General features: G+C 59.8%; 19 protein-coding genes and 5 pseudogenes. 15 read left to right on the forward strand and 9 right to left on the reverse strand.

The window, feature by feature from the left end:
* Positions 1 to 34: 34 nt before the first annotated feature.
* Both FJ964_RS19485 and FJ964_RS19490 read right to left on the reverse strand, forming a co-directional pair.
* A complete protein-coding gene (locus FJ964_RS19485; RefSeq protein WP_140551895.1) occupies positions 35 to 292 on the reverse strand; it encodes an antibiotic biosynthesis monooxygenase in 258 nt (85 codons plus the stop codon).
* A 69-nt stretch (positions 293 to 361) separates the two neighbouring features.
* The gene (locus FJ964_RS19490) at positions 362 to 523 is read right to left on the reverse strand and encodes an SRPBCC domain-containing protein (RefSeq protein ID WP_140551896.1); all 162 of its coding nucleotides are present in this window, start codon (positions 521 to 523) and stop codon (positions 362 to 364) included.
* A 41-nt stretch (positions 524 to 564) separates the two neighbouring features.
* Here FJ964_RS19490 and FJ964_RS19495 point away from each other — a divergent pair.
* The 6 genes and pseudogenes from FJ964_RS19495 to FJ964_RS19520 form a co-directional block, all read left to right on the forward strand.
* Positions 565 to 903 (forward strand): annotated as a pseudogene (locus tag FJ964_RS19495) (AraC family transcriptional regulator); the annotation flags it as partial.
* A gap of 130 nt (positions 904 to 1033) precedes the next feature.
* Positions 1034 to 1774 carry a nitroreductase family protein gene (locus FJ964_RS19500; RefSeq protein ID WP_224626915.1) on the forward strand — a complete coding sequence of 247 codons (741 nt, stop codon included), beginning with the start codon at positions 1034 to 1036 and terminating at the stop codon, positions 1772 to 1774.
* 34 nt (positions 1775 to 1808) lie between these two features.
* Positions 1809 to 2354, forward strand: a complete 546-nt coding sequence (locus tag FJ964_RS19505) for a peroxidase-related enzyme (RefSeq protein WP_140551897.1) — start codon at positions 1809 to 1811, stop codon at positions 2352 to 2354.
* A 43-nt stretch (positions 2355 to 2397) separates the two neighbouring features.
* Entirely contained in the window at positions 2398 to 3108 is a 711-nt protein-coding gene (locus tag FJ964_RS19510; protein ID WP_140551898.1) for an NAD(P)H-dependent oxidoreductase, read from the forward strand.
* Positions 3109 to 3179: 71 nt separating this feature from the next.
* Positions 3180 to 3647, forward strand: a complete 468-nt coding sequence (locus tag FJ964_RS19515) for a DUF3788 domain-containing protein (protein WP_140551899.1) — start codon at positions 3180 to 3182, stop codon at positions 3645 to 3647.
* Positions 3648 to 3677: 30 nt separating this feature from the next.
* Positions 3678 to 4196: pseudogene (locus tag FJ964_RS19520) on the forward strand (alcohol dehydrogenase catalytic domain-containing protein); the annotation flags it as partial.
* 290 nt (positions 4197 to 4486) lie between these two features.
* Here the strand turns inward: FJ964_RS19520 and FJ964_RS19525 are convergent.
* Genes FJ964_RS19525 through FJ964_RS19545 form a run of 5 tightly spaced genes read right to left on the reverse strand, consistent with a single transcriptional unit; the run spans position 4487 to position 9199 of the window.
* Positions 4487 to 5437 carry a DUF72 domain-containing protein gene (locus FJ964_RS19525; RefSeq protein ID WP_224626917.1) on the reverse strand — a complete coding sequence of 317 codons (951 nt, stop codon included), beginning with the start codon at positions 5435 to 5437 and terminating at the stop codon, positions 4487 to 4489.
* Between the two features lie 53 nt (positions 5438 to 5490).
* Positions 5491 to 6495 carry an ATP-dependent DNA ligase gene (locus FJ964_RS19530; protein ID WP_140551900.1) on the reverse strand — a complete coding sequence of 335 codons (1005 nt, stop codon included), beginning with the start codon at positions 6493 to 6495 and terminating at the stop codon, positions 5491 to 5493.
* A 13-nt stretch (positions 6496 to 6508) separates the two neighbouring features.
* Complete coding sequence (locus tag FJ964_RS19535) at positions 6509 to 7114, reverse strand: cupin (protein ID WP_140551901.1); 606 nt, start codon at positions 7112 to 7114, stop codon at positions 6509 to 6511.
* Positions 7114 to 8667, reverse strand: a complete 1554-nt coding sequence (locus FJ964_RS19540) for an FAD-dependent oxidoreductase (RefSeq protein WP_140551902.1) — start codon at positions 8665 to 8667, stop codon at positions 7114 to 7116. Before FJ964_RS19540 ends, FJ964_RS19535 begins: the two co-directional genes overlap by 1 nt.
* Positions 8668 to 8692: 25 nt before the next feature.
* Complete coding sequence (locus FJ964_RS19545; protein ID WP_140551903.1) at positions 8693 to 9199, reverse strand: ferritin-like domain-containing protein; 507 nt, start codon at positions 9197 to 9199, stop codon at positions 8693 to 8695.
* Positions 9200 to 9369: 170 nt separating this feature from the next.
* On the opposite strand from FJ964_RS19545, the pseudogene FJ964_RS19550 reads away from it, so the two are divergent.
* The 3 genes and pseudogenes from FJ964_RS19550 to FJ964_RS19560 all read left to right on the forward strand — a co-directional run.
* Positions 9370 to 10151: pseudogene (locus FJ964_RS19550) on the forward strand (SDR family oxidoreductase).
* 24 nt (positions 10152 to 10175) lie between these two features.
* Entirely contained in the window at positions 10176 to 10577 is a 402-nt protein-coding gene (locus FJ964_RS31695) for a tyrosine-type recombinase/integrase (protein WP_140551904.1), read from the forward strand.
* A gap of 13 nt (positions 10578 to 10590) precedes the next feature.
* Positions 10591 to 10935, forward strand: a pseudogene (locus FJ964_RS19560) (transposase zinc-binding domain-containing protein); the annotation flags it as partial.
* 119 nt (positions 10936 to 11054) lie between these two features.
* On the opposite strand, the pseudogene FJ964_RS31380 reads toward FJ964_RS19560, so the two are convergent.
* Positions 11055 to 11192 (reverse strand): annotated as a pseudogene (locus FJ964_RS31380) (IS91 family transposase); the annotation flags it as partial.
* 273 nt (positions 11193 to 11465) lie between these two features.
* Between FJ964_RS31380 and FJ964_RS19570 the strand changes: the two are divergent.
* From FJ964_RS19570 to FJ964_RS31035, 6 genes are all read left to right on the forward strand, one after another.
* Entirely contained in the window at positions 11466 to 11675 is a 210-nt protein-coding gene (locus FJ964_RS19570) for a cold-shock protein (RefSeq protein ID WP_027145347.1), read from the forward strand.
* 170 nt (positions 11676 to 11845) lie between these two features.
* Entirely contained in the window at positions 11846 to 12121 is a 276-nt protein-coding gene (locus tag FJ964_RS19575; protein ID WP_140551905.1) for a hypothetical protein, read from the forward strand.
* A 475-nt stretch (positions 12122 to 12596) separates the two neighbouring features.
* Complete coding sequence (locus FJ964_RS19580; protein ID WP_224626935.1) at positions 12597 to 13082, forward strand: cold shock domain-containing protein; 486 nt, start codon at positions 12597 to 12599, stop codon at positions 13080 to 13082.
* Positions 13083 to 13201: 119 nt separating this feature from the next.
* Positions 13202 to 13447 (forward strand): hypothetical protein, encoded by a 246-nt coding sequence (locus FJ964_RS19585; RefSeq protein ID WP_140551907.1) that lies wholly within the window; start codon positions 13202 to 13204, stop codon positions 13445 to 13447.
* A 431-nt stretch (positions 13448 to 13878) separates the two neighbouring features.
* Positions 13879 to 14763 carry an HWE histidine kinase domain-containing protein gene (locus FJ964_RS19590; protein ID WP_140551908.1) on the forward strand — a complete coding sequence of 295 codons (885 nt, stop codon included), beginning with the start codon at positions 13879 to 13881 and terminating at the stop codon, positions 14761 to 14763.
* Positions 14764 to 14953: 190 nt separating this feature from the next.
* Entirely contained in the window at positions 14954 to 15289 is a 336-nt protein-coding gene (locus FJ964_RS31035) for a hypothetical protein (RefSeq protein ID WP_181172534.1), read from the forward strand.
* A 344-nt stretch (positions 15290 to 15633) separates the two neighbouring features.
* On the opposite strand, the gene FJ964_RS19600 is transcribed toward FJ964_RS31035, so the two are convergent.
* The gene (locus FJ964_RS19600) at positions 15634 to 16470 is read right to left on the reverse strand and encodes an N-acyl homoserine lactonase family protein (RefSeq protein WP_140551909.1); all 837 of its coding nucleotides are present in this window, start codon (positions 16468 to 16470) and stop codon (positions 15634 to 15636) included.
* Positions 16471 to 16478 lie beyond the last annotated feature (8 nt).

The raw sequence follows: 16478 nt of genomic DNA on the forward strand, positions 1-16478 counted from the left end.
CCTGTAGGGCGAATTGGGAACCTCCGCCGTCAGATCATTGTTGTTGTTGATCATTACAGTCTCCTCTCTGTTCGATCCCCGCCCAGGCTGGACCGCGATTTTTCACGGAGTGACGATCCACGTTTGCCTCCACGATCAGATCATTCATGCCGGAATCTGGCCTGTCGCCGCGGAAGGCGAGCATCGCCTTCACGGTTTCCCATACCTCGTCGACATTGACACGGTCGTCCTCGATCGGATCGGCGGCGACGATGAAGTCGCGGCAGCTCGCCGCCTTGCGGGCCACTTCCATTACTGCGTGTGACGCCTTCAAGAAGCTGGCGCTTACCTGACTTCACCCGCATGTGGCCAGACACGATGATCATTGCGGCTCACCGAGGATCGCACCGAGCTTGTCGAGCGCCTCACTCCAACCCTGCTTGTGGCTGTCGGCTTCCTCCTGATCAAGCAGGCCTTCCTTCGTGAAGGTCAGACGCGTTCCCGTGCCGTCGGCGGAAAATTCGTAGGTGATGCGTGAGGTCACGCCACCTGGGGGATATTCAGGCGGCCCTTCCGTCCACCGCGGCCTTGGCCGGCCATCCGCGTCTTGCTCCCGTCATTGCGGCAATGTTCGCTGATCCGGCACGGCCCTGGAAACTGCCCGATCTGGCCGATTTGTGCGGCATGTCACGCGCCACGTTCATGCGGCAGTTTCAGGACAAGTTAGGTCGCGCCGCCCTCGACTTCTTGACGGACCTTCGCATGAGCCTGGCCGCCAATGAGCTTAGGAAGCCAGCGATCAGCACCGAGGCCGTAGCCGAGGCCGTTGGGTATCAATCCGTATCGGCATTCCGGCATGTGTTCGCCGACAGGATGGGGATGACGCCGGGGGAGTGGCGGCGACTGGCGCACACGAGCGAGTAGGGCGTGTAGCCTGGGATCAGGCACATGCAACTTGATCCTTTCACGCATCATATTGAGCCGATCCAGTCTCGAAAATATCACCCTTACCCGTAAAGTGGCTTCCATAATCACTCGATGAGGAAGCCACCCAATGAACTGCATCAACCTCGCCGCTCACGAACCCGCTAGCGGCGCAATCGCCGAGATTTTTGCGCAGGCCCAGCAAAGCGGAACTCCCGCACCCCAATCGTCCCCTTCGTCCACGCGGCCGTTGCCAACCAACGCCGTCATCGAAACCATCCTGAGCCGCAGCGCCGCCAAGTACTACGACGCTACCGCCACCCTGAGCGATGATCAGATCCGCGCCCTGGTACGCATCGGCACATCTGCCCCGACCTCCTTCCACCTGCAGAACTGGCGCTTCATTGCCGTACGCTCGGCAGAAGCCAAGGCGCGGCTGCGTCCGATCGCCTGGAACCAGCCCGCGATCACCGAAGCGGCCGTGGCTTTCATCATCATCGGCAGGCTGGCCGATGCCAGCACGGTCCCCGACCGTCTGGCGCCCGTGGTGGAAGCCGGTATCATGCCGGCGCAGCTGGTGCCGGAATGGGAGATCCCCGCTCGCGGTCTGTATGACGATCAGCCGCAGCGCCAGCGCGACGAAGCCGTGCGCTCGGCGACCTTCGGCACCGCGGCGATCATCTACGCGGCCCGTTCGCTGGGCCTGGGTTCGACGCCGATGATCGGTTTCGACGCCGAGGCGGTGCACCGCGAGTTCGGCCTGGCCGAAGACGAAGTGCCGGTCATGCTGCTGACCGTAGGGCCGGAGCGAGCCGGCAACTGGCCGCAGAAGCCCCGCATGCCCGTGGCCGATGTCCTGGACTTTGCATAATTCAAAATCAATTTAAGACCTTATGGAGACTACAATGGCTAGAACTGTTGCTCTGAAGCAGGAACAAGTGCCGGCGGCATCGAAGCAGACGCTCGATGCTTTCACGAGGAACATCGGTTTCACCCCCAACATGATGGCGGCCTTCGCGCAGAGCCCTATCGCGTTCAACTCCTGGGCTACCCTGCTCGGTGCTTTAAGCAAGGCGCTGGATGTGAAGACACGCGACAGCATCGGCCTCGCCGTCTCCGAAGTGAATGGCTGCAACTACTGTCTGACGGTTCACAGCTTCACGGCCGAGCATATGGCCAAGCTGCCGGCCGATGACATCATCCTCGCCCGAAAGGGCCGGGCCAAAGACCCGAAGCGGGACGCCGCCGTCCAGTTTGCACGCCAAGTCATCGAGACCCGCGGCCACGTCAACGACGCCGATCTGAAAGCCGTCCGCGATGCCGGCTACACGGATGCGAACGTCATCGAGATCGTCGCGCTCGTGGCCATGTACTCGCTGACGAACTTCTTCAACAACGTGTTCGATCACGACAACGACTTTCCGGCCGTCGCGCCGGCCGGCTCGATCTGAGCTCGGTCCTCTCGCAACCTCACGAAGCCATTGGAACTATCAAATGAATATTCTCCATATTGATTCCAGTCCGCGATCAGAATCGCATAGCCGTCAGCTTTCGGCGGCGATCGTCGAAAGGCTTCTCGAGGTTGCACCGGGGGCGAGCATCAGTCGCCGTGATTTGGGCGTCAAACCCTTGCCCCACACCCTGGCCGAGTACGCGTTTGCACTGTCGACGCCGGCCACCTTGGCGTCTCCACCAAAGGGTTCCTTGGATATTTCCGAAGCGCTTATCGAGGAGGTCGAGGCCGCCGATGTGATCGTCATCGGAACGCCCATGCACAACTTCACCATTCCCTCGGCCCTCAAGGCGTGGATCGACCAGATCCTGCGCGTTGGCCGCACCATGAAGTCGACGCGCGCCGGAAAGGTGGGAATGCTTCGGGACTGTCCGGTGTTCATCGGCGTCGCTTCAGGGGGCGTCTTCTCCGGCCCGCGAGCAAACCAGCCCGATTTTCTCATGCCGTATCTGTCGCTGGTACTCAACTCCATCGGACTGAAAACCCTGCAGTTCCTCTCAGTAGAGGGAACCGGGTTCATGGACCGGGAGCAAGCCGCGCTGGCGAGGGAGAAGGCCCTCGCGGTCATCGACCTGACGGTCGTGCGAGAGCTTGGGGACGTCGATGCTTGGCGTGCAGTGCTGGCAAGTACCGGTCGATTACATTGCGAAGCGCATGCGGCCCCGGGAAGCGTCGCACCGACCGTATTCTGACGGCGCAGCAAGCTCTTGGCACGTCCGCATTCTAATCCGCCGCCCTTAGCCTGGCTTAACGAGGTCTTTCGATGGTTTTACCTAGTGCTACGCTTCCCCAGATCGGCGACAGGATCACCGACAAATCAACACCGCCCGATGACAGTGCCGTCCGCAAATGGATCGGACCCGGGACGTTCGAGCATTGGGCCGAGCTGCGGAACTGGATCGACGAATTCTACCCCGCAGTTTTTACGCCGGACTGGCTCTACGGCGGTAAGAAGCGCGGTTGGTCCTTGCGATACAAGAAGACCAAGGCGTTCACCACCCTGGTGCCGGAATACCGACGGCTTTCGGCCGTCGTGGTCATGGGCAGAGCGGAGCGAGAGAAGTTTGAGGAGCAACGCTATATCTGGCGTCCGCAACTGATCAACCTCTACGACGAAGCCAAGTCATACATCGACGGAAAATGGCTGACGATCGCCATATCGTCGGCAGACGATCTGCATGATGTAAAGGAGCTTCTTATAATGAAGCGCCCGCCAAAGCCGCGCGGCTGATGGTCACAAAAATCCGGATTTGGGGCGCAAATGGCTCCGACGACCAGAGCAGCAATTTACCCCGTAGTGACGGACCAGGCGGCAGGTACCGCCGGGATGAAGCTGGTGGAGCGGCCCGAGCCGCAGGCGGCGATAAACGATGTCGTCGTTCAGATTCATGCTTCGGGATTCGTCGGAACTGAGTTGGCGTGGCCCTCGACCTGGATCGATCGCAGCAACCGTGAACGAACACCGTCGATTCCGGGTCACGAGCTGGCTGGAGTGGTCATCGCTCTCGGCTACGGCACGACGGGGCTGTCGCTGGGGCAGCGGGTGTTCGGACTCGCCGACTATCACCGCGACGGCACGCTGGCAGAATATGTGGCCATGGAGGCTCGCAACCTCGCGCCACTGCCTGGCGATGTCGACTTCACGGTTGGCGCGAGCCTGCCGATCTCAGGTCTGACCGCGTGGCAGGGACGGTTCCAGCACGGCCGCCTTCAGGCAGGCCAGAGTGTGCTTGCGCACGGCGCGGCAGGCGCAGTCGGTTCTATGGTAACGCAGCTCGCATGAGAGGCTGGCGCCTATGTCATCGGCACACCAATCCCGTCGTATTCGACCTGCTGAAAGCCGCAGCGGACGAGGACGGAATCCTTTACCAGCTCCAGGCCTATGGGGACAAAGCCCGACCGACGCGCGTCTGGTCCATACCAATCGGGGCGGCGTGGCGACGGGGCTCCGCTCGGTGCCCCTGCGCTACATATGCACACGCGCTTCGAAGTAATTTAAATGGATGACGTGGAAGCGACCATCCGGCTGGTTTGTTAGTATTGTCGACGGGTCCGTCCGGATACTTGATTTCACACCGTGGTGACTGGGTTATCGGCGGACGCGATGTAGGAATCGGATCGCCCATTATCGAAGCCTGCCTGTCCGAGCAGTCGTCGCATGGTCAAAGCGTTCTTGGGTGCGAAGCCTTCGTAGTCGTTGTTGAAATAAACCCAGGCTCTCCGCGCCCCACTGTCGCGTATCCGCTCGGCCCACTCGATCAGCTCGCTGTCAGTGTAGTCGTGCCGGTACCAGCGCTCCGGGCCGTGCATTCGCACGTAGATATCGTCGGCTGTGCGAACCAGAACGTCCGGAAGTCGGGGAGCGCTGCAAGAGCAGAATATCGTGCCTTTCTCCCGGAAAGCGGAATAGACGGTCTCATTCCACCAGCTTTTATGACGAAACTCCACGACGTTGCGGCGTGTGTGATCGAGCTGGCCGAGAATAGCGATGAGCCTTTCCTCGGTGAAACGATAGCTCGGCGGGAGTTGGAATAGGAAACAGCCCATCCGTTCGCTAAGGATGTCAGCAATCAGTCCAAAGTCCTTGACCAGGATCTCGGTGTCCTCGAACTTCCTGATATGTGTGATCAACTCACAGACCTTTACGGTGTAGACGAACGTGCGCGATCCTGGTTGACGAAGCCAGCTTTTAACGTTCGCGACGGTCGGCCAGGAATAGAAGGATGCGTTTATCTCGACCGTTTCGAACTGCTGCGCATAATGATTGAACCATTCAGATGTCGACATCTCGGCCGCATAGAAATTCCCGCGCCATTTCCAGTAGAACCATCCGGAGCAGCCGACATAATACGAGTTCGCCAGTTGCGTAGGTGAGCTGCCCGGCTCTTTCGCCGCCAAGCGCGCGAGGTGCATTTTCTCCGCGCGCCCAATGTTGTCGGCGCGCTGCTTTTCACGGCGCAGCCGGCGGCGCTCGCGTCGCTCTTCGAGCCCAATTTCTCTCTTCGGGGCGCTGATGTCCATTGCATGACCTCTGCCCTCTCAACGGGGAATAGGGCCAATAGCTCCGAGTTGTCTTACCTCAACTGGTCGAACGTACACTGGCGAGGCGCCTTGTCCGGTCGCCACCGCAGCAGCTTTGTGCCATGCCGGAAACGGTTGCCTGTCACATGATCGAAACGGACCTCGACGACCAGTTCCGGCCGCAGCGGCTCCCAGTCGCCACTGCGCTGCGTGCTCCAGCGGCTCGGCCCGCCAGGCGCGTTGCCCGTGAAACCTGGCGATTCGCGCAATGCCTCCAGACGGCCGGTCAGCGCGGCCCGTTCGTCGTTGGAAATAGTGGAGGTGAAGCCGACGTGGTCGAGCTTGCCGTCCTCGTCATAGAGACCGAGCAGCAAGGATCCTACTTCGCGCCTCTCCGCAAGATAGCGGAAGCCGCCGACGACGCAGTCGGCCGTCCGCATCCGCTTAACCTTCACCATGGCTCGCTCGCCAGGCAGATACGGACCGTCGAGCTGCTTCGCGACCACACCGTCGGTCTTGCCGCCTGAGTCCCCCAGCCACTTTTGGGCCTGTTTAAAGTCCAAAGTCGCAGGAGAAAGTTCGATTCCCGCGTTTCCTATGGATTTGACCAACGCCTCCAGCGCGGCACGTCTCTCGGAGAGCGGCCGGTCGGTGAGAATCTGTCCGGTTTGATCAGCCAGCATATCGAACAGCATCAGCTTGGCGGGCGTCTCGACCGCAAGTTTGCGAATGCGGCTTTCGGCCGGATGAAGACGCATCTGTAAGGCGTCAAAGGAATACTCGCCGCAGCATTCGATCAGGATCTCGCCGTCGATGACGATTTGCGTCCCCGACAGGTCGCGTAAGAATTCGACAAGCTCAGGAAAATACCGTGCGAGCGGCTTTCCGGACTTGGCGCGGATGTCGACCGCATCGCCGGCCTTGAACGCCAGGCAGCGAAATCCGTCCCACTTGGGCTCGTATTGCCAGACACCCTGATCATCCGGGATGGCGTCAGCACGTTTCGCTTCCATGGGAGCTGTGTCGGTCGACAGGGGAAATGGGGCCGAGGTGCTCATCTGTCGTCCGCGCTCAGCGAGGTGCTTTCCAAAGGTCGATAAGCGGACCGTCGCCACCGTAGACGGGATCCTGTCGGGGTTTCGCGACTTTCGGAACGGTCTTGACCGCGCAGGCATGGTCTTCGCTGCTGCTGCATTCGTTGTAGGTCCCGTCCGGCGGATAGGCGCCGACGACCAAAAAGTCGTCGCTGGCGTCGAGACACTCGTGGCCCGTGCCCGCCGGCAAGATGGCGACGTCGCCTGCCTTGATTGTCAGAGAGCGCCCACGCTTGCCGCCGAACTGCACCTTCCCCGTTCCACGCGCGATCCCAAGGACCTCATGAATACGGGAATGGTAATGCACATAGTCGTAGATGCCGTTTCGCCAGGACCCTTGCCAGCCATTGCGTGCGAAGAGGTCCTCAAAGATTGCGGCCGGATCGAAATCGGCAGGCAACATCGCCACGCCGCGATAGACGATCAGCGGCCAGAACGGGTGGTTGGGAATGATGCCGTCATCCTCGAAACCGAAAGTGTTCGCCTTGCGCGAGCGGACCAACCGATCGAGATCGTCGCTCGAGGGCCGCTGCCAGCCCGTCATCTTCTCGACGATCTTCTTTGCGCTTTCGAGTATGGGCATCATGTCTCTCCGGCCGGCGCGTCGACTGGGTGCAGAGGGGCGACCGCAGGGCCGTTGAGTACGGTCCCATCGGAAGCAAAATGCGACCCGTGACAGGAGCAGTCCCAGCACTGCTCGGTGGAATTCCAGGCCACTTCGCATCCGGAATGCGTGCAGACGGCTGAATGAAGATGAAGCTTTCCGCCCATGTCGCGGCAGGCGGCGATTTTGTGGAGGCCCTGGCGAAGAATCCCCCCTTGTCCAGACGCCAGCTCGCCCGGTGACTTCAATTCGCCCGGCAGCAGATAGCCGCCGAAATTTTTGACTGCGGACAGGTTTTCCCGAACATAGTTGACTACGCCGGAGGGCGTTTTGCGGGATGGCGCATAAACCGACGTCCACGGGTTCTCGTTACCCAAGATTAGGTCCCTGACGAGCAGGCCGGAAAGCGCGCCATGCGTCATGCCCTGCCCGGAGTCGCCGGTGACAACATAGACCGACTTGCTGTCGGGATTGAGCCCGATGAAGGCGCAGTAGTCGATCGTGTCGAGGACCTGCCCCGACCAGCGGTTCACCTTTTTGCCGAGGGTCGGAACGATGGCACGGATCCATGCCTCGACCGCCTCGAAGCGTATGTCGCCATCGTCGGCTTCGCCCGATTTGTGATCGGCGCCACCGGCGATCAGATAATCGACTGAGCCCGGACCGGGATTGATCCGTACGTAGTGATAGGGGTCGCCGGTATCCCAGAACAGCGCATCGGGCAGATCGCCGCGCGGTAAGGTGAACGCCATCGCATAAGTGCGATATGGCGACATTTTGGTGTGCAGTTCGAAGCGATCGTTGATCGGCGAGTTTGTGGCGACAACGGTAGTCGCCGCTTCAATCACACCACCGTTTTCGGTCGAGACGCGCACGCCGCCCTCCGGCAATTCCTCAACGGAGATCACGGGGCTGTTGGCGAAGATGCGTCCGCCTTTGTCGCGGATTGCCGTGGACAAACCGCGGAGATATCGCAGCGGATGGAAGGTCGCCTGATTGGCGTAACGAAGCACAGGCGCCTTCTCGAAACCTTTGAGCGGCACGCCGGTGACCAGTTTAGCGGCCGCGCCAACCTTTTGTGCCGCCTCGAATTCCTCCTGTCGCTGATCGCGGGCCTCCTTGGGGTCCACCCCCATCGCCGGAAACAGGAAGGCGTCCAGCCTGCGGAAATTGCAATCTATCCCCAACTCGGCGACGTTCTGCTCGATGCGCGCAACCGCTGCCTCCTGGCTTTTCTGAAATAGTCTTGCCGTCTCTTCGCCGCGCAAGTTGATCAGCGCGCTCAGGCCGTCGTCGCAAATCGGCGCCAAGTGCGCCGTGGTCCGCGATGTCATGCCGCCGGCGATCGGGCCGCGATCGATGACGATCACCTTTTGACCGACGCTGGCAAGCTCGTAGGCCACTGACAGCCCGGCGATCCCGGACCCGATGATCACGGTGTCGCAGCTCTCCTTGCCGCTGAATCGCGGCGCGTCAGGATAGACGTCCACATTCATCCAGAGCGATCGGGTTTGTTCGTCAAGCGCGTTCATGCCGATACCTTCGGACCACTGCCGGTCAGCCGGATGCCTTCTGGTTGACCTTTCGTTCGGCGATCGTGGTCAGCTTCTTGTCGGCCGCCTTTTCCTCGTTGAGCGTTGTGGTGAGAAGGCGGGCGACAGCCGCATTGCCGCTCTCCTGCGCCCACGCGATCAAGGTTCCGTAGCGGGTGATCTCGTAGTGTTCGACTGCTTGCGCCGCAGTGATCAAGGCGGCGTCGAGCACCTTTTTCTCGGCAACGTTGCTGGCAATCTCGTTTGCTTCCTTGATGATGCCGTCTATCGCCGGGCAGGTCGTCCCCTTGGGCTTCTCGCCGATGAGCTCGAACGCTTGCTCGAGGCGTTGGACGTGTTTTTCCGTCTCATCAAGGTGCGCCTTGAAAGCCGCCGTCAGATCCCGGTTGGTTGTCTTTTCGACCATGTCGGGCAGGGCCTTCAGGATCTGCTTCTCCGCATAATAGATGTCCTGCAGTACATGGAGGAACAGATCGTCCATCGTCTTGATGTCTTTCGTAAACAGCCCCACGGCGCGCTCCTGGTTTCGCGTTTCTGGAAGATCTGTTGAGAACGCGCGGATCTACCAGCCGTTCCGGTCGCCGTGATCGATCGGCAATGTCACAAGAACGAATGCGTCCGTCCACCGTTGCGGCTTGTCGGGCAAACGAAAGCCCGGCCTCCCCAATGTTGGAAGACCCCATGACCGATCGCTGGTCCCTTCAAGATCCAGAAAGCTATACCCGGCGCCGCCTTTTCCCGAGCAACCGCAGGCCATGCCGGGCCTCGCCCGAAAAATGGATCCGGTACCCGACCATGGCGAGGAGAGCTATCGCGGCTCTGGTCGGCTGCAAGGGCGCAAGGCGCTGGTGACAGGCGGCGATTCAGGAATCGGCCTTGCCGCTGCGATCGCTTTTGCCCGAAGGCGCGGACGTCGCTATTTCCTATCTGCCGGAAGAAGAGGCGGACGCCAAGCGGGGGTCTGGACATTCTGGTCATCAACGCCGGCCGGCAGCAGTACCGGGAGAAGATTGAGGAACTGTCGACCGACGACTTCGACAAGACTATGAAGGCCAACCTCTATGCGCTGCATTGGATCGCGCAGGCGGCAGTTCCCCATCTACCGGCCGGCGCCTCTGTCATCACGACGGCTTCGATCCAGGCCTATCAGCCTTCACCGATCCTTTTGGACTATGCCACGACCAAAGGCTGGGATCGTCGCCTACACCAAAGCACTCGAAAAGCAGCTAATTGAGCGGGGTATTCGCGCGAATGTCGTGGCGCCCGGCCGGTGTGGACTGTATTGCAACCGAGCGGCGGACAGCCGGACGAAAAGGTCGAGAATTTCGGCAAGGGCAGCGACTTTGGCCGGCCAGGGCGGCCGGCGGAGCTGGCACCCGTCTTCGTGCTGCTTGCCTCGCAGGAGGCAAGCTTCAATCAATGGAGAGGTGTACGGTATTACCGGCGGCAAGGGAGTGGCTTGACGAGTTCATCGGGTTGCCCCCGGCATGTTCAACGGCCTCAAACTTCATCGATGTGGGCGGTGTTGGCGTCCGTCAGGGCGGTTCCGGTCGTCCTGTTCTGCAGCTGCTGCATGGCCATCAGCGCAGTTATGCAACTGGCACCGTGTCGCGCCATTGGTAGCCGCCAAATCGCACCATCGTGTGCCCCGATCTGCGCGGTCCGCCGGCATCCGCAAGCGCGTCAGCCCGCACACGCTGCGCCACAGCTTCGCCACCCACCTGCTCGAACAGGATGTCGATATCCGCGTCATCCAGGTGCTGCTTGGCCACAGCAAGCTCGATACCACCGCGCTCTACACCAAGGTCTCGACGCGGACGATCCATGCGGTCGCAGGACGGCTCGACCGGCTGATGGCGCTGATGGAAAGCAAGACGCCGCCCGCCTGAGCCGTGCGCCTCGATCGAGGTTGCCGACATCTTCCGTGCTGCCGGCCCCGCCTATCGGGCCGCCCATGCAGGCATCTGAGCCTCGCCCAGCTCAAAGTGATGTCGGCGATCGAGCATTGCCGCACCGCGGCGCTCGGCGGTCACGTCGAGCCCTGTGAGGACTGCGGCCAATGGCGGATCGCCTATAAACTCCTGCCGCAACCGGCACTGTCCCAGGTGCCAGGGCGCGGCCGTGCGTACATGGCTGGCCTAGCGCGAGGCCGACCTGCTGCCGGTCGGCTACTTCCATGTCGTGTTCACGCTGCCCGCCGAGGTCGCCGCCATTGCCTTCCACAACAAGGCGCTGGTCTACGACCTGTAGTTCAAGGCGGCATCGGAGGCGATGCTGACGATCGCGGCTGGACACCATGGGCGCGCGTGGGTCCATCGCCGCAGATTGAGCGCCTGCGGCTGGAGGCTGAATCAGGGCATGCCGGTTCATGGAGCGGTCTCCCGGATCGGTGCCGATGCGTTCGGAGGTCCCCGCGGCTGCCTCCTCCCCCGTTCGAAAACCTCGATGACGATCATTCGTCCGCCACAGCAGGGGCATGGCGGTCGGAAGTCCTCCGGTTCGTCTGCTTCTATCCCAGTCGCTTCCCTCTAGGGCGGGACCTCGATGGCATCTCCAGGTCGGCAACAAAAAGTTGAGGTAACGATTTCCAAAACCAAAAGTTGACGTCGCCTTTGAGGTAGCGTATGAATTTACGCGTCGATATTGCTTGCTGAGCTTTGGTTATCGCGCGTTTGGCACCGCGCCCTGAACGAACCTTCCCTTCAAAATCGTCATCATCACAAATCGGCAGCGCTCTCGCGTCGCCGTCGTACAATCTTGCTATGAAAGGGTTCATCATGACCACTGGCACAGTTAAATGGTTCAATTCCACCAAGGGCTTCGGCTTCATTCAGCCTGACAATGGCGGCGCAGACGCCTTCGTTCACATCTCTGCCGTCGAGCGCGCCGGAATGCGCGAAATCGTCGAAGGCCAGAAGATCGGCTACGAAATGGAGCGCGACAACAAGTCGGGCAAGATGTCTGCCTGCAACCTGCAGGCCGTTTGATTGGTTCAGCTTTCCTTTGACCACGGATGTACTGGCACTGATGAAAGCGTGAGACCAAGCGAGGTCAGGCTGAAATAGCCTGACCTTTTTTATTTCCGGCCCACCGACCGGCTAATTTTGGCGTGTATCGCCGCCTCTTGTCGATGGCTGTCAAGACCAAGGAGATCTGGATGTCCGAAAAATCCAGCGAGCTTCAGACGATTAATACCGCCTGGCAGATCGCCATCCAGGAGATCCTGCGAATGATTGTGCGGGATATTTACAGGACGGACGGTGAAGCTGCGTTCAAGTCACATATCAAGCGCATCGAAGAAGCTGCGGTCGACAGTATTTACACGGACCTGAGGCTTCGAGGGACCGACGAATGGACCGAGGTTCTTGTCAAGGAGAAGGCAAGCAACTTCGTCACCACGCTTCTGACATCCTTCACCTTCAATCGGGTCTGAGGCAAAGCCAGCCTTCGCGACAACGGCTTGTTGGCCTTTGCGCATTAACGCACGTTTGAAATTTAACCTTTCATGTAATTGTTGCGAAATCCGACGCTTATTTCCGGGCACATGCATCAGCCCGCCTGAAGTGCTTGCACACCTTTAGAGAAAGCATAATCCTCCACGCGGGTTTCAGCCATGCCCCAGATCCGGCTGATGCCCGACCGATCCATTGAACTGAGTTGCTCACCCACCTTCGACGGTGAAGTTTTCCAGTGCACCACCTCAGCAACCGGATTGATATTGCTCGCTGCTCACTCCCGGTGATAATGCAATCTTTTCCTCTAGGGCCGTTGCTGGAATGGGCAAATATCGGGAACACCGTCAGTCGCGAAGCCAGGGCTTCGAGCGCGATAGCCAGCATGAGAGTTCGGAACCGAGTTATTTCGACCGCAGGCCAGCACCAACCCGGCTTTCGTCAGGGACGACCTTCTTGCATGATGCTGAGGTACTCTGGTTAAACGCCGAGAAGGGTTTCGGCTTCTTGAGGCTCAGCGATGGTTCTGATGCCTTCATTCACCTCTCGAAGTTGCAGGCCGCGGGATATGACAGCGTTCCCGAGGGGGCACGCCTGAAGGTCCGAACCGAACCCGGCCAGAAAGGGGCCCAGGTTGTCGAAGTTGTCTCTGTAAGCGTAGGAGACGGTGCGTCCTCCCCGACGGTTGCGAAGCGATCCGCCGAAGCCGCAGGTCCTGCACTGGAACGCGAAGAGCAGGAAGCCGCTGGCGTCGTAAAGCGATACGATCTGAACAAGGGCTTCGGATTCATCGCGTTGGATGGCGGGGAGAAGGACGTGTTTGTCCATGCGACTACTTTGACCCGCAGCGGCGTGGCAAACCTGGAAGTCGGCCAGAAGGTGATCATCACTTACAGTCGAGGCCATAAGGGGCTTGAGGCGCGAACAATTCGGGCGTGCTGACCGATACGCTGCATCCAGGTACCTGCGTCTAGCAGGACAAGACTGCGGCGGCGTACCCAGGGAATCGGTATAAGATTTTTAAGATTTAATGAGTCGGTGTCGCTGACGGGGAGTGTCCGATGACAAATGTGGTGACGCTGCACGGCGACAAGCGGTGGAAAGCCGTGCTTGAATATCAGCACGAGAATGGGCCCATCAGCATCGAACATTTCCTCGAAGAGATTACCGAGCTGCACTTGATCATCGAGCACGGACCCGACTGGAACACGCTAATCCGCTGCACGGTCACGCTGAACCGGCCGGACGGTGGCGAAGAACAGAACAGTGTCGAAAAGGCCTGGCAAAACGAACGAGGATCAGGGTGACAGATCCGGCCACAAGGATTGAACGATACGCCAATGAATCGAGTGTCGGCTAGACGCTGGCAATTAAGCGAGATCGACGGCATCGCAATGTGGGTAAGTTGGCGCGGGACCGGGGTCGGCGCGCAAAGGTGGCCGGGAGCAGGCCGGTCGTTGGCCCTTCCCGTTGGTAGGCGTTAGCCGTTATCGTCCGCTTCAGAGGACATCTTAGCGCTGGTTTAGTATGATACCTGCGTCTCAAACCTATCGGTACATCAACGCGTACGCGCCAGCACATAGGACGATGCGCGCCTATGCAATCTCGCATACAGTGAGGAAGACCATGCCCTTTAGCGACGAGAATCATCCTCTTTGGCAGGTAAAAAACCTTGCGCGCTCTTCATGCGGCGGGGGTCGCCCTCTGGTCGTGGAGCGTAGAAACGGACGCCTTCGCGATGGACGAGCAGGGTTTCGCCCTTTGGGGATTGGCGCAGGCCAACAAGGTTACGTTCGAAGACCTCTCGTCTCGCATTCACCCTGCGGACCGGGACAGGGTGCGTGCTGCATTTACCGCAACGCGGGCTTTGGTGGGGGCGTATGAAATCGACTTCCGAATATTGTTAGGCGAGCACATCCGATGGATTTCCGCGCGCGGCCTGGGCAATGACGAGGGCCTCCACGAAGGTCAAATGTCGGGCGTCTTCCTGGACGTCACCGGCCGCAAGCAGGCGGAAGAGGGGCATGAACTCCTGGCTGGAGAGATGAGCCATCGCGTCAAGAACCTCCTCGCCATCGCTGCTAGTCTCACCACTCTGACTTCTCGATCCGTCTCTTCGGTGGAGGAAATGGCGAGGGAGCTTACACAGGGCCTCACAGCTCTCGGCCGAGCTCACGACGTTGTCCGTCCCCTCGCCAGGAACCAGGGGAAGGCGGCATTGCTGGGCGATCTCATAGCCGTGCTCCTGGCGCCCTATGACGATTCGGGCGCCTTCAGTGGGCGCGTTCGCGTCGCTGTTCCGCGTATGGGAATCGGAGAGCAGTCGGCAACAACCTTGGCCTTGGTGATTCATGAACTGGCGACGAATTCCCTAAAGTATGGCGCCCTCTCTGTTACATCGGGGACCCTCGATATCTCGGGCGAGTCCACGGAGACGGAGGTCTGTGTAGTATGGACGGAGCGAGGTGGTCCGTCGGTCGCCCATGCCGGGCCCGAAGGCTATGGAAGCAAGCTGCTCCAACGAAGCGTGACGGGCCAACTTGGAGGTTCCATCGTGACTGATTGGTCGGACGACGGCATTATCGTGAGGGTCACAATGAACGCAGCCAAACTGGCAACATGATGGGAGGGCCTTGAGTGGAATGATCCCGGTTGGTCTCAGTCGGACCGATGGGCCCTTTGGGAGCTTGCCTGCCACTGAGAATTTCCTCCATCTGAGATTAGAGTCCGGGCCTTCATCGAAGGACGGACTGATGAAGCGAAAGCGGTTTACGCAGCCAGACTCTTCCGGTTCAATGTCTTGAAATGCCGATTTGGAACCGAATCTCGTTCAGGGTATTGAATCGAGCCACGTATTCGAGTTCCGCATGCCGGTCGTAGAGGTCGTCCTCCAGCAAAAAGGCCCACGGCGTCGGGACTCAGAATCTACCCCTACATATTCGCTGCCAGCATTTCGCCCGTTCCAGCTCTGCACCCTGACTGACGGCATTCCGGTGGGAACGAACTGGCTCTTCGAGATGAAGTTCGACGGCTATCGGGCGCAGCTCGCCCTCTCCGGTGAAAACGTCGCAATCGATAGCCAGGGCCGCACGAGTGATCACAAGGTCGGCACCCTTCACGGCGGAAGTAATCCACGGGATCCCTTTTGATTTGCACGGGCGTCCCTTTGAAACGCCCGAGGATCCGCTCATGGGCGTCCGGCAGATCGTATTGAGCCCCTTGTTCCACGAGGAGTCCGAGACTGTAGCGAAAATGGTGCAGGAGATGATGGTGACGAAGCTCAACCCCCGCGGACGTGCCCGACCGGCTTGTCGGCCATGTCGTTGACGACCTTCGCCTTGATCATCTGTGAGTTCGACGCTGCTCACCACCTATCGAAAGCGAAGAGCCTTCATTCCGCTTAGGTCCACGAGCAGACTGGCAGCTTTCGGAACGTCTGGGTCTTTGGAAAATGCGGCAATGTAAAATGGGACTTTCACACTATGAGATATGATCATGCCGCCTTGACGATCCGGAACCCCTCAACCTCCTTGACCACCGGAAGGCCTTTCCAGCGATCGGAATCATGCAGGATAATCAGCCGGTCGAGGTTGCCTCCTATCTCGGTGTTGATGCGGTCGATGGTCTTGAGCTGATCCCAAACGCTGCCGACGGCATTGTTGAGCGGCTGGTAGATACCGTCGTGCTTGTGGCCAGTGATCTGCCGAGATGAGTAGACACAATCGCCCGAAAGGACGATGCGACCTCGCGAAGTCTCAACGATTACGAACTGCTGACCCATCGTGTGGCCCTGTCCCAGCCGAACGTGGATGCCTGGCAGGAGATCGTCCCGGTCACCATCGACCAGTGTGAGGCGGTGTTCCACGGAGGCATCGAAGGCGGCGCGCAGATCGTCCGGATCGATGATGGCGGTCAGGTAGCCGTATTGCGGCGGCAGCGCCATCGCCTCGTGCCAGGACAGCAACTCCTGCTTCTGAAGATAGAGGCGGGCCTTGGGAAACTGATCAATCGAGCCCATGTGATCGAAATGCGCATGGCTGACAATAATGTCGGTGATGTCGTCCGGCGCCAGCCCCAGTTCGGCAAGCATGCGAACCGGGGAAATCCACCAAGGTATGCCGAATTTATCGGAGAAGTTGGGGCCGGTTTCGTCCTTCATGAAGCCGGTGTCCACAAGCACGTTGCGGTCGCCGCACCGCGCCAGAATAAAGGAAAAGGGCAGGTCCGTGGGGCCGTCGTCGTACATCCCGTTGACCAGATCTACCCATGGCTGGTCCTTCGACCGCGCGAACTCGATGACATAGATCTCCCAATGCTCAGCCTGTGCCATGTGATCCT

The sequence above is a fragment of the Mesorhizobium sp. B2-3-2 genome (assembly GCF_006442295.1).
In the GTDB taxonomy this organism is placed as follows: Bacteria; Pseudomonadota; Alphaproteobacteria; order Rhizobiales; family Rhizobiaceae; genus Mesorhizobium.